Source organism: Romboutsia sp. D33t1_170424_H2 (assembly GCF_015669105.1).
Lineage (GTDB): Bacteria > Bacillota > Clostridia > Peptostreptococcales > Peptostreptococcaceae > Romboutsia_C > Romboutsia_C hominis.
The window spans coordinates 55,438-68,790 of the sequence record NZ_JADOZQ010000002.1; the positions used below are offsets into that span (position 1 = coordinate 55,438).

11 protein-coding genes are annotated in these 13,353 nt (G+C 27.9%); 10 read left to right on the top strand and 1 reads right to left on the bottom strand.

The window, feature by feature from the left end; all coding sequences use genetic code 11:
- Positions 1–12: 12 nt before the first annotated feature.
- The 9 genes from I4U66_RS03250 to I4U66_RS03290 all read left to right on the top strand — a co-directional run bounded on the left by I4U66_RS03250 (position 13) and on the right by I4U66_RS03290 (position 11,406).
- Positions 13–762: a glycosyltransferase family 2 protein gene (locus I4U66_RS03250; RefSeq protein WP_092923954.1), complete on the top strand. Its 750-nt coding sequence runs from the start codon at positions 13–15 to the stop codon at positions 760–762.
- Positions 763–778: 16 nt separating this feature from the next.
- Positions 779–1,684, top strand: a complete 906-nt coding sequence (locus tag I4U66_RS03255; protein WP_092923957.1) for a glycosyltransferase family 2 protein — start codon at positions 779–781, stop codon at positions 1,682–1,684.
- Between the two features lie 48 nt (positions 1,685–1,732).
- The gene (locus tag I4U66_RS03260) at positions 1,733–2,485 is read left to right on the top strand and encodes a glycosyltransferase family 2 protein (protein WP_195928481.1); all 753 of its coding nucleotides are present in this window, start codon (positions 1,733–1,735) and stop codon (positions 2,483–2,485) included.
- Between the two features lie 98 nt (positions 2,486–2,583).
- A complete protein-coding gene (locus tag I4U66_RS03265; protein ID WP_166505939.1) occupies positions 2,584–3,879 on the top strand; it encodes a UDP-glucose dehydrogenase family protein in 1,296 nt (431 codons plus the stop codon).
- 45 nt (positions 3,880–3,924) lie between these two features.
- A complete protein-coding gene (locus tag I4U66_RS03270; protein ID WP_195928482.1) occupies positions 3,925–5,013 on the top strand; it encodes a glycosyltransferase family 4 protein in 1,089 nt (362 codons plus the stop codon).
- Positions 5,014–5,154: 141 nt separating this feature from the next.
- Positions 5,155–6,606 (top strand): polysaccharide biosynthesis protein, encoded by a 1,452-nt coding sequence (locus I4U66_RS03275; RefSeq protein ID WP_243278788.1) that lies wholly within the window; start codon positions 5,155–5,157, stop codon positions 6,604–6,606.
- An 86-nt stretch (positions 6,607–6,692) separates the two neighbouring features.
- Positions 6,693–7,700 (top strand): C40 family peptidase, encoded by a 1,008-nt coding sequence (locus tag I4U66_RS03280; RefSeq protein ID WP_195928484.1) that lies wholly within the window; start codon positions 6,693–6,695, stop codon positions 7,698–7,700.
- 242 nt (positions 7,701–7,942) lie between these two features.
- Positions 7,943–9,040: an acyltransferase gene (locus tag I4U66_RS03285; protein WP_195928485.1), complete on the top strand. Its 1,098-nt coding sequence runs from the start codon at positions 7,943–7,945 to the stop codon at positions 9,038–9,040.
- A gap of 278 nt (positions 9,041–9,318) precedes the next feature.
- Positions 9,319–11,406, top strand: coding sequence for a family 10 glycosylhydrolase (locus I4U66_RS03290; RefSeq protein ID WP_195928486.1), 2,088 nt, complete (start codon positions 9,319–9,321; stop codon positions 11,404–11,406).
- Between the two features lie 114 nt (positions 11,407–11,520).
- On the opposite strand, the gene I4U66_RS03295 is transcribed toward I4U66_RS03290, so the two are convergent.
- Positions 11,521–12,531: an LCP family protein gene (locus I4U66_RS03295; protein WP_240275591.1), complete on the bottom strand. Its 1,011-nt coding sequence runs from the start codon at positions 12,529–12,531 to the stop codon at positions 11,521–11,523.
- A 182-nt stretch (positions 12,532–12,713) separates the two neighbouring features.
- On the opposite strand from I4U66_RS03295, the gene I4U66_RS03300 reads away from it, so the two are divergent.
- The gene (locus tag I4U66_RS03300; RefSeq protein WP_092923981.1) at positions 12,714–13,349 is read left to right on the top strand and encodes an RsiV family protein; all 636 of its coding nucleotides are present in this window, start codon (positions 12,714–12,716) and stop codon (positions 13,347–13,349) included.
- Positions 13,350–13,353: the final 4 nt, after the last annotated feature.

A 13,353-nucleotide genomic window follows, 5' to 3' on the forward strand; every position in this document is an offset into this window, starting at 1 on the left:
GAGGAAGACGATATGAAAAAAAGTTTAGTATCTATAATTACTCCCATGTACAATTCAGGAAAGTTTATAAAATATACAATAGAATCTGTTTTAAATCAAACTTATGATTATTGGGAAATGCTAATAATAGATGATTGTTCGACTGACAATGGTCCAGAGATTGTAAAACAATATATGGAAAAAGACTCAAGAATAAAATATATAAGAGTAGAAACTAACCAAGGAGTTTCTAATGCAAGAAATATAGGATTAAGTCAAATGCAAGGACAATTTATAGCATTTTTAGATAGTGATGACATATGGGAAAAAAATAAATTAGAAAAGCAAATATCATTTATGAAGAAAAATAATTGTGTAATATCTTTTACATCTTACGAACTTATAAATGAAGAAAATAAAAAACTAGATAAGGTTGTTAGAGTACCAAAAAGTGTAGATTACAAAACCCTACTAAAAGGAAATATACTAGGTTGTTTGACAGTTGTAATAGACAGATCAAAATTAGACTTTAAGATAAAAATGAGTGGTGCTAAACATGAAGATTATGTACTATGGTTATCTATACTTAAAAAAGGATATTTAGCTTACGGAATAGATGAAGTTTTAGCACAATACAGAAAATCAGCAACATCTCTTAGTGGAAATAAAGTAAAATCAGCAATGTGGACTTGGAACATATACAGAAATATAGAAAAAATACCACTACATAAATCTATATACTACTTTATAAACTACGGAATAAATGGGATAAAAAAAAGTTAGGAAGGACATAAGATAAATGTATAAATATAAATTTACTATTTTTACACCAACTTATAATAGAGGGTATATATTAGCTAACCTTTATGAAGACTTAAAAAAGCAAACATATAAAGACTTCGAATGGCTAATAGTAGATGATGGTAGTACAGACAACACTAAAGAATTAGTTGAAGAATTTAAAAATGAAGGAATATTAAATATAAGATATATAAAGAAAGAAAATGGTGGAAAGCATACAGCTATAAATACAGGGGTAAGAGAAGCTAACGGAGAGTTTTTCTTTATAGTAGATAGTGATGATGGATTAATGCCTGATTCTATGGAATTAGTAGAAAAAGAATGGGAAAAGTTAGATAACAAGGAAGAGTTTTGTGGTGTAGTAGGTCTTTGCGCTAGAAAAGAAGACGGACAAACTCTAGGTACTGAGATTCCAAAAGAGCATAAAATAAGTCATTTTGCTCAGTTATATTATAAATTTGGAGTAAAGGGAGATAAAACTATAGTATTTGTAACTGATATATTAAAGAAGTATCCATTTCCTGAAAGAGAAGGAATTAAATTCCTGCCAGAAAGTGTTGTATGGTATGAAATTTCTAAATATTATAAGGTAACATGTATAAACAAACACATGATAATAAGAGAATATTTAGAAGATGGATTAACTAAAAATATCCTTAAAAAAAGCGCCTTAAAAGGAAGAGCTTTAGAGTATTTATATTTAACAAATCAAAATACTTATCCAATAAAAGATTTTCCATACATGTGGATTAAGAATTATATAAACTTAGCTAGATATTCATTATTATCAGATAGCAAGTATTTTAAAGAAATAAATAAAATAGGGGATAAAATAATGTATATACTATGCTTCCCTTTAGGTTATTACAAATATTTAAAGCAAAGAAAATTTGTAAAGGAGTAACTTATTAATAGCAAATAAGATTGCTACTAGATAAGGAGAGTATAAAATATGAACGAACCATTAGTATCGATAATAACTCCTGTATATAATGCAGAAAGATTTCTAGGTGATACAATAAAATCGATACAAAACCAAACATATAAGAATTGGGAACTTGTATTAGTTGATGATTGTTCAAAAGATAAATCTTCTGATATGATAAAAGAATTTCAAGCTAATGATGACAGAATAAGATATATAAAGCTTGAGAAAAACTCAGGAGCATCTGTATCGAGAAATACAGGAATAAAAAATGCAAAAGGAAGATTTATTGCATTTGTAGATAGTGATGATATATGGCAACCAGAAAAGTTAAAAATACAAATAGAATATATGCTAGAAAATAAATTAGGGTTTACATTTACATCATATAGATATATGAAAGAAGACGGGAGATTAACAAAAAAGGTTGCAAAGGCACCTAAAAAAATAAACTACAAAGGACTATTAAAAAATACAATAATAGGATGTTCAACTGTAGTTATAGATAAAGAAATAGTTGGAGCGTTTAGTATGCCATTAGTAAGAAGAGGTCAAGATACGGCAACTTGGTTACAAATACTTAAAACACAAGATTATGCTTATGGTATAGAAAAAGATTTAGTAAACTATAGGCTAGTGGGAGATTCTTTATCAAGTAATAAAATAAAAGCACTTAAAAGAACATGGAATACTTATAGAAACGTAGAAAAATTAAGTGTACTTAAAAGTTCTTATGTATTTTGTTTTTATGTAATTAATGCAATTAGGAAAAGATTATAAAATATACACAAATTATATTTATAAAGAAATTTGAAATTTTCCTCCCTTAAACAAATTTAAGTGAAGGAAATTTTATATACATTTTGGAGGAGAAAGTCATGAAAATTGCAATAGCTGGAACAGGATATGTTGGTTTAGTGACAGGAGTATGTCTAGCTGAAGTAGGACATGAAAATGTAGTATGTGTTGATGTTGATGAAAAAAAGGTAAATCTTATGAAGTCAGGTATAGCACCAATATATGAAAAAGACTTAGAAGGTTTAATGAAGAAAAATTATAAAGAAGGAAAAATAGATTATACTACTAACTACAAAGAAGCATATAAAGATGCCGATGTAATAATGATAGCAGTTGGAACTCCAGAAAGAAGAGATGGCTCTGCAAATTTAGATTATATAAAGAAGGTATCTAAACAAATTGCAAACTCAATAAAAAAAGACACTTTAGTAGTTATAAAATCTACAGTTCCAATAGGGACTAATGAAAAAATAGAAAAGTTTATAAAAAATAACTTAAAAAATAATGTAAAAGTAGAAGTAGCATCAAATCCTGAGTTTTTAGCACAAGGAACTGCTGTAAGAGATACTTTACATGCATCTAGAATAGTAATAGGTGTAGAAAGTGACTGGGCTAAAGACATATTAGAAAGTGTATATAGTCCATTTAATCAACCAATAGTAGTCACTAATAGAAATAGTGCAGAAATGATAAAATATGCATCTAATGACTTTTTAGCGCTTAAAATATCTTTTATGAATGATATAGCAAACCTTTGTGAAATAGTAGGAGCAAACATAGAAGATGTAGCTAAAGGAATGAGCCTAGATGAAAGAATAGGAGATAAATTCTTAAAAGCTGGTATAGGATATGGTGGTTCTTGTTTTCCAAAAGATACAAAAGCGCTTCACTGGCTGTCTACTCATAATGGATATGAGCTAAAAACTGTTAAAGCTGCAATAGAAGTAAATGAAGCTCAAAAACTTAGATTAGTAAAAAAATCAGCAGAGTTAATTGATAACTTTGAAAATCTAAAGGTAGCTGTATTAGGTCTTACATTTAAGCCAGGAACAGATGATTTAAGAGAAGCACCATCTATAGTAAATATTGAATATTTATTAGAAAGAGGTGCCAAGATAACAGCTTATGACCCTGTTGGTATAGAAAATGCTAAGAAGATATTTAAAGATAATATATCTTATTCTACAAGTATAGATGAAGCAATAGAAGAAGCAGATGTTTGTTTCATAATGACTGAATGGAAAGATATTCTAAATTATGATATATCTAAATACAAAGAAAAAATGAATAAACCTTTAATACTTGATGGAAGAAATTGCTACAAAATGGAAGATATGAAAAGCTTAGGTATAGAATACTACTCTATAGGTCGTTAAGTAGAGATATTTTAATATTAGTATAAATCAAGAAAGGTAAATAATATGAAAACTATATGTTACTTAGCAGATGGGTCAAATCCACACACTATTAAATGGTGTGATTACTTTAAAACAAGAGGATATAATATACATGTTATATCCTTAAATGGTGGAAAAATAGATGGGGTTAAGGTACATGACTTTAGCGCTAATGTAGAAGAATTAAGAAATGAAAGTATATTAAAAAAATCAGGCTATATAAAGTATATAGGTGAAATTAAAAAGCTTGTACATGAGATAAAGCCAGATATACTACATGCACAATATGCAAGTAGCTATGGATTTATAGGAAGTTTTTTAGGATATCATCCATACATAATATCTGTATGGGGAACAGATATATATGATTTCCCTAACAATGGAATAATACAAAAGCAAATTATAAAGCATAATTTTAGAAAATGTGATTATATATTTTCAAATAGTAGAGATATGGCAAAGGAAGCAAATAAATATACAAACAAACATGTAGATGTAACTTTCTTTGGTGTAGACATGGATAGATTTAAGCCTATAGATGTTAAAAAAGATGACACATTTACAATAGGAATAATAAAAAGCCTTGAGAAAAAGTATGGAATAGAATATCTTATAAAAGCATTTAAAGAATTAAAAGATGAATATCCAAATAAAAAACTAGCATTAAAAATAGGTGGTTCAGGAAAAAATGAAGAAAACCTAAGAAATTTAACTAAAGAATTAAAGTTAGAAGACAGTGTTGAATTTTTAGGGAGAATAGCACCTGATAATATTGCTAAGACTTTCTCATCTTTTGATGTTACAGTATTCCCATCATTAAGAGAAGGATTTGGAGTTGCAGCTATAGAATCTCAAGCTTGTGAAGTTCCTGTAATAGTTACTAATGTAGGGGGACACCCTGAATCATTAGACAACAATAAAACAGGATTTATAGTTGAGCCTAAAAGCCCTACACAAATAAAAGAAGCTATAATAAAGTTTATGAATGATGAAGATTTAAGAATAAAAATGGGAAAAGAAGGCCGCAAATTTGTTAAAAATAACTATGAAATAAATCTAAACTTTGGAGATATAGCTAAGATATATGAGAATATATTAAATAAATCTAAATAAATTATACATTTTTTATTATTAATGATATAATAAGCATAGTTAGTGGCTTAGTCTTAAATAAACGCTGTTTATAGGGGGCTAAGCCTTATTTTGTAATTTCTTTGCAAAATTTGTAGTATGGAGGGGATTTATTTGAGCAGTATGAATTTATCAAAAGATAATATATCAAGAGTCTTAATTATTGGTGGAGGATGTGCTGGTGAGATGGTAATACATGAACTAGAAAGAAATCCACAATTAAACAAAAAGGCTATAGCAATAATAGATGATGATTTATCTAAAATAGGCAAAAAGATTAATAATATAGAAATAGTTGGAACAAGGGATGATATAGATAAAGTTATAGAAGAATACAATATAGAAGAAATTATATTTTCAATAGCAAATATATCAAAAAAAGAGAAAAAAGAAATAATGAACATCTGTAAAAATACAGAATGTAAAATAAAAACAATACCGGGGATTTATGAGATAATAGATGGAAAAGTTGATATAAAGCAAGTTAGAGATGTAGATATAACGGATTTACTAGGAAGAACACCTATAGAAGTAGATTTTAAGATAATGGGTCAATATATACAAGATAGTACTGTATTAGTTACAGGAGGGGGCGGTTCAATAGGTTCAGAGCTTTGTAGACAAATATCTCGTTTAAGACCTAAAGAACTTATAATAGTAGATATATACGAAAATAACCTATACAATATCCAACAAGAGCTACTAAGAGCTTATGGAGACACTTTAAAAGTAAAAGCAATAGTGGCATCTGTAAGAGAAGAAAAAAGAATGGAAAAAATATTTGAAAAGTATAGACCAAATGTAGTATTTCATGCAGCAGCACATAAGCATGTTCCTTTAATGGAATTTAGCAAAGGAGAAGCTATAAAAAACAATATATTTGGTACTTTAAATGTAGCTATGCTTGCTAGTAAATATAATGTTAAGAGATTCTTATTAATATCTACAGATAAAGCAGTAAACCCAACTAATATAATGGGGGCTACAAAAAGAGCTGCCGAGATGATAATACAAACTCTAGATGAAAAAAGTGATACAGAGTTTGTTGCAGTTAGATTTGGAAATGTGTTAGGAAGTAATGGAAGTGTTATACCATTATTCAAAAAACAAATAGAAGAAGGTGGACCAGTTACTGTAACTCATCCAGAAATAATAAGATACTTTATGACAATAGAAGAAGCAGTAGGTCTTGTTATACAAGCAGGTGGTATGGCAAAAGGAGGAGAAATATTTGTACTTGATATGGGAGAACAAGTAAAAATATTAGACCTTGCTAAAAACTTAATAAAGCTTAGCGGATTAGAACCAGATATAGATATTGAAATAAAGTTTACAGGATTAAGACCAGGTGAAAAGTTATATGAAGAACTTTTACTAGAAGAAGAAGGATTAAGTGATACAAGACATAAAAAAATATTCATAGGAAGTAGAATAGAATTTGATACAATGCAGCTATTTGAAGGATTGGACAAGCTTTATCATTTAGTTAAAGAAGAAGATGAAGATGGATTAGAAGAGGCTATGAAAGAGCTAGTATCAACATATAAAAATCCAGAAGAAGTAAATGTATTATAAAAAAGTAACAAAATTGTTACCGTTTATTTGAAAAAAATGTAAAATAGTGATACAATTAATTTATAAAAAATAATGAGGGGTGAATTATGGGGATAAGAAAAGAGAAGAGAAATTTAATAACAAAGGCTACAAGTATGATGATACTTTCAGGTAGCTTACTTATAACTGCTAATAATCAAGAAGCTTATGCTGATACAGCATCAAGCCAATCATATATAAAAAGTACTATACAAAAAGGAACAGTATACAACTGTGGTTCATTAAATGTAAGAAAAGGACCAGGAACATCAAATTCTATTATAACAAAGGTATACTCAGGAAACACTGTTGAGATACAAGAGAAAAATAGCAATGGATGGTATAAAATAAAGACTCCAAATGGTCAAATAGGTTGGGTTAGTGGTGCTTATATAAGATTAGCATCAAATAATAACCAAGGTAGTAGTGTAGCTAGCAGCCAACCTACTCAAGCTATAAATAAAAATGGAGTGGTATATAACTGTGGTTCATTAAATGTAAGAACAGGACCAGGAGCATCAAATTCGATTATAACAAAGGTATACTCAGGAAATAGTGTTTATATACAAGAAAAACACAGTAATGGTTGGTACAAAGTAAAAACTTCAAACGGCCAAGTAGGTTGGGTAAGTGGATCTTATGTAAAAACACAAGAATCAAATAATAACCAAAACAACAATCAAAATAATCAAGTAACAAATAATAATAAAGCTAAGAAAATAGTAGATTTAGCTCATAAGCAATTAGGAAAGCCATATGTATGGGGTGCAGAAGGCCCAAGTAGCTTTGATTGTTCAGGATTAACATCATATGTATACAAAAATGCAGCAGGTGTAAAATTACCTAGAACATCTAAATCTCAAGGTACTGTTGGAAGATATGTTAGTAAAGCTAACTTAAAGCCAGGTGATTTAGTATTCTTTGCATCAAATGGAAAGACTATAAATCATGTTGGTATATATATAGGAAATTCGAAAATGATACATTCTCCTAAGCCAGGTCAGAATGTTAGAATAGATAGTATAAGTTCTGGATATTATGCGAAAAACTATTTTACAGCAAGAGCTGTATTATAATATAAAAACACCTCAAAGTTAGTTGTTTAACTTTGAGGTGTTTTTTTATAAAGAAAAAATTCTTATTAGTTAATTAATTTATGATAAATCCATTTTTATATATAAGAGATGATTTTTTCCAGAAGGTTAAGTTTAATTGCTTGACAAAAAAATGTTATTTTAATATACTAAACGTTGGCGTATAAGACAGCTTTTATTTAAAATTCTAAAATTTGCTTGAAATTAAATACAGGAGTGAATAAATGATAAATAAAAAAAGATATTATAGCTTAGATTTTATAAAGATAATAGCTATTTTTTTAGTATGCTTCTATCATTTTACTACTATAAGTCGTAATCTTGCGGTAGATAAATCTATAAATGCTCATATTAATTATTATGTATATGGAATAGGAAGTGTTTGCGTTCCATTATTTTTTATGGTTAATGGTGCATTAACATTGAATAGAGATTTTGACTTAAAAAAACATTTAAAAAAGTTAACAACATTAGTAATATTAATCTTCTTATGGGGATCAATTCAATTGTTAATATATGCAACTATAAAAGGTGATAATTATACAATAAAAGGATTTATATATGCTCTTTTAGATTGGAGAAGAGAAAGGATTGACTCTTTATGGTTTTTACAAACTTTAATTTGTCTATATATAATTTTCCCTGTGGTTAAGTTGATATATGACCAAGAAGATAAGACATTACTTAAATATACATTAATAATTGTTGGCTTTTTTACCTTTGGAGTTGTACTTATTAATATGGGGATAAATGTTATCCAATATTTTGTAGGAAAAGAAAATTTAAATAGAAATTTTATAAATTTATTGACAGATCCATTTAATCCATTTAAGGGATTTAGAGCATATTCATTAATATATTTTATTAGTGGAGGTTTGATAGTTAAGGCTATTGAAGAAAAAAAGTTTAAATTAAGTAATAGTAAGCTTATATTTATACTGCTGATAAGTTTGCTAATATTATTTTTATATGGTTATATTATGACTATACGTAATAGTTACCTTTATGACACTGTATGGAATGGATATGACACAGTTATGACTTTTTTTATATGTGTTGTGATATTTATACTTTCTTTTAGATATGAAGAAAGATTAGCCAAAGTAGGCAATATTATTAAATTAATAGGAACTAATACTCTTGGAATATACTTATTACAAGGTATGGTAGGAGCTTATTTCAAACCAATTTATATGCAAATACCTTTTAATTCTAACTTAATTATGAATATAGTATTTGCAACTTTTATAGTGTTAGTATGTTTAAGTATAACATTAACTATGAAAAAAATACCTTTAGTTAAAAAACTATTTGAATTATAATAAAAGTAAATATGAACAATAAAAGAGTATATAAATAGGTAATTTCATTTTATATACTCTTTTATGATACTAATAATTATATTTATAGAAAAGTTATAGAAAAGTTATAGAAAAGATAATTTATGTATAAATTTTTAAAGTATGTACTAAATTAATTACTTAGAATTATAATATATTGTTAATTTATACAATAAATACTATTAATTGACTGTATAGATATGTTTCTATATACTATAAATTAAGTTTAAAATTTGGATTTTATATAATAGGGGGAAGAAATGAAGAAACTAAAAGCATTTATAGTATCTTTTTTAATGATACTATCAGCATCAACTGTCAATGCATCAGCAAGTGATAAAGAGATGAGAGCAGCTTGGATATCAACAGTTTACAACATGGATTGGCCTAGTAGTAAAAATAATGAAACTGCTCAAAAAAGAGAGTACATAGAATTATTAGATAAGCTAAAATCTGTGGGAATAAACACAGTAGTAGTTCAAGTTAGGCCAAAGGCAGATGCTATTTATAAATCAAATATAAATCCTTGGTCAGAATATTTAACAGGTACTCAAGGAAAAGACCCAGGTTATGACCCATTACCATTTTTAATAGATGAGGCACATAAAAGAGGTATGGAGTTTCATGCATGGTTTAATCCATATAGAGTAACAACTAGCGGAACAGACTTAAGTAAACTAGCAAGTAACAATCCAGCTAGATTACACCCAGACTGGGTACTTAAGTGTAAAAATGGAAGCAATGAAGCGCTTATATACAATCCAGGGCTTCCTGAAGTTAGAAAGCATGTAGTGGATTCTGTTAATGAGGTTGTTAAAAATTACAATATAGATGGAGTTCACTTTGATGACTACTTCTATAGAAGTGGTATAGATGATAGTGACACTTATAATAAATATAAAAAGCCAGGACAAAGTATAGAGGACTGGAGAAGAGAAAATGTAAATACTTTATTAAAAGAAGTTAAAAATTCCATAAAAGAAATAAAGCCAAATGTAGAGTTTGGAGTAAGCCCAAAAGGTATATGGAGAAATAAAGATAGTGATCCAACAGGTTCAGATACAAGAGGAGCAGAGAGTTATTCAGAGGACTTTGCAGATACTAGAACTTGGATAAGACAAGGCCTAGTAGATTATGTAGTTCCTCAGCTTTATTGGCCAATAGGATACTCTGCAGCTGATTATTCAAAATTAGTTAGCTGGTGGGCAAATGAAGTAAGAGGATACGATGTAGATTTATATATAGGACAAGGTGTATACAAAAATGGGACAGGAGATTACCCAGGTCAAGATGTAGCAGGAGAAATTAAAGAACAAATAAACTTAAATAGACAATACAGTGATATAAAAGGAAGTATGTATTTCTCAGCACGTGATATAGTAAAAAATTCTAAACTTCAAAGTGACATGAAAGACCTTTATGTAAATAATATAAAAATAACAGAGCTTAAAGGAGAAGATAGATACGAAACAGCGTGTAAAATAAGCAAAGAAGGATGGAAAGAAGGAGCAAAAACTGTAATACTTACAAATGGTAATTCAGTAGTAGATGGAGTAACAGCTACACCACTTGCATCAGTAAATGATGCTCCAATATTACTAGTTCAAAAAGACGGTATACCAACTTCTACAAAAGATGAAATCAAAAGATTAAATCCAAGTAATATAATAGTTATAGGTGGAGAAGGTTCTGTAAATAATAAAATAATGGATGAATTAAAATCTATATTACGAAGTGTGTCATTAACTAGAATAGGTGGTATAGATAGATATGAAACATCTCTTCAAATAGCTAAAAAAATATCAGAAAAAGTTGATATAAATAAGGTATATTTAGCAGGTGGATATGGTGAAGTAGATGCACTATCTATAGCATCACAAGCTGGTATAGATAAACAACCTATAATATTATCTGGAAAAGATAGTTTAAGCGAAAATATATATAATTGGTTAAAATCACAAGGTATACAAGAGGCTTATTTTGTAGGAGGAAAAACTGTATTATCTGATGAAGTTATAAAACAAGTAAATAAAATAACTTTAAATAATGTATTAAATAATAGAATATCTGGTGATGATAGACAAGAAACTAATGCAAAGATAATAGGAAAGTTTTATCCTCAAAATAAATACAACACATTACTAGTAACAAAAAGTAACCCACTAGTAGATGCACTAACAGCAGGACCATTAGCTGCAAAACTTAATTCTCCTATTGTTATCTTAGGAGATACTATTAGTGAAACTCAAAAGACTGTATTAGGTGTAAAAAATACACAAAGCATACACAAAATAGGTGGGGGAATAAATGATACTGCCTTTAATAATGTAGTAAATTTAGTTAAATAATAGTAGATTGTTAATAAAAAAGAGTTATTCTATTTAACTAGAATAACTCTTTTATTTATATAATTATAATAAAAACACCCTATAAAAGTTTATAGGGTGTTTTTAATTAAAAATCTATTTCATATTAGGATTATCTTTAGGCATTATATCCTTGAAGATAAAGTCATGTAGTATATCTAAACTATCTGGAGTAAATTCAAGTACCCATCCAGTTTGATGACTTATAATATGACCTGTACTGTGAACACCATCATCTATAGGGAATTCCATTTGCTTTAACTCTAAATTACCCATACTTAAAACTTTAGTACCTAATCCTATTATTTCAGTAGGACTCATGTTAGTTCTAACATAAGGAAGTATAGTATTTAATAACTCAGGGTATTTAGTTACAGGTAAATTCTTAACTCCGTTTATTAGACCTTGTATAACATTTCTTTGTCTTCTATCTCTTTCAAAAGCAGAGTCATTCTTTCTTATACGAGAGTAAGAAAGTAATTGGTATCCATTAAGTTTTTGGTTACCAGCATGTTCTATATACTTAATTTCACCTTTATTAGGGTCATTATCCCACTTATAAGTTTCTGGTATAAACTTATTCATTTCTTTTATTTCATTTTCTTTAACATCTACTTCAACGCCACCTAATGCATCAACTATATCCATAAATGAATAGAAGTTAACAGTAGCATAGTCTTGAATATCAACTTCGAAGTTTTTCTCGATAGTTTCTATAAGTAAGCTTTCTTTTCCATATGCATAAGCATGTGTAAGTTTTTGTTTTCCATGTCCAGGAATATCAACATATGCGTCACGAGCTAGTGATGTAAGTTTTAAACTCTTATTCTTGTTATCAATAGTAAGTATCATCATCGTATCAGATCTTGATGTTTTTTCACCAGGTCTTTCATCAGTACCGATTAATAGTATATTAGTAATTCCTTTTTCATTTTTATATTGATTGTTGTTCAATATATCTGAGTTTACACTAGAATCATGAATACTATTTAGTTTAAAGTATAGATATCCAAAGGCTGCTAAAGGAAAAGCAACAACTAGTACAGCCAAGAATATAACGAACTTTGCCAAAGGTGAAAGCCTTTTTTTATTCTTCTTTCTCGACAAAATAATCCCTTCTTTCTTTATCATTTTCCAATAATATACTTATTATATTAAAGTATAGCAATATATTCAATAGTATATATGTAACAAAAAATATACAAATATAACTTTATATATAATATATATCAAAATAAAGAACCTATTCATATAAAGTAATAAAGGTAAAAATAAAGAGGTGGAAGTAAATGTTATATGTTGATAAAAACCAAATCAACGAAGTGCATAAAGGAATATCTTATAACTTGAACTATCCAATTATACAAACTGAAGGTATAAACCATAATAAAGTAAATAAACTTAACAAAGATATGTATGAAGATGTAGAAACATTTAAAGAAGTTATAGAATTACAAAATGAATTTGACTATATAAACATAAACAAAAACATAATGTCAGAGTATAGTGTACATTTAAATACTGAAGATATGATAAGTATAGTTATAGAGTTTTCTCAAATAGCTGGACTATATGGAATAAGTTATATAAATTCATATAACTATGATTTAAAAGAAGGTAAATATATAACATTAGATGATTTATTTAAAAAAGACAGCTACTATATAAAAAGGATAAATGAAAAGATAATAGATAATATAGACTCTATACTAGAGAGGTATTGTTATGATGAAGAAGATATTGAAGGTTTTTTAGGAATAACAAAAGACCAATCTTTTTATATAGAAGAAAATGCAGTGGTCATATGTTTTTCTAGTTATGAGTTTGATAAATTAATATCTACACCGATAGAATTTAAGATTAGTTTTTATGAATTTGAAGATTATTTAAGTGATTATGCAAAGAAAAAAATATGCAGAAAATAATTTT

Coding starts and splice junctions, on each gene's coding strand:
- I4U66_RS03270 (WP_195928482.1), top strand. CDS start 3,925: ATGAAAACTATATGTTACTTAGCAGATGGGTCAAATCCACACACTATT.
- I4U66_RS03250 (WP_092923954.1), top strand. CDS start 13: ATGAAAAAAAGTTTAGTATCTATAATTACTCCCATGTACAATTCAGGA.
- I4U66_RS03300 (WP_092923981.1), top strand. CDS start 12,714: ATGTTATATGTTGATAAAAACCAAATCAACGAAGTGCATAAAGGAATA.
- I4U66_RS03280 (WP_195928484.1), top strand. CDS start 6,693: ATGGGGATAAGAAAAGAGAAGAGAAATTTAATAACAAAGGCTACAAGT.
- I4U66_RS03260 (WP_195928481.1), top strand. CDS start 1,733: ATGAACGAACCATTAGTATCGATAATAACTCCTGTATATAATGCAGAA.
- I4U66_RS03255 (WP_092923957.1), top strand. CDS start 779: ATGTATAAATATAAATTTACTATTTTTACACCAACTTATAATAGAGGG.
- I4U66_RS03285 (WP_195928485.1), top strand. CDS start 7,943: ATGATAAATAAAAAAAGATATTATAGCTTAGATTTTATAAAGATAATA.
- I4U66_RS03290 (WP_195928486.1), top strand. CDS start 9,319: ATGAAGAAACTAAAAGCATTTATAGTATCTTTTTTAATGATACTATCA.
- I4U66_RS03275 (WP_243278788.1), top strand. CDS start 5,155: ATGAATTTATCAAAAGATAATATATCAAGAGTCTTAATTATTGGTGGA.
- I4U66_RS03265 (WP_166505939.1), top strand. CDS start 2,584: ATGAAAATTGCAATAGCTGGAACAGGATATGTTGGTTTAGTGACAGGA.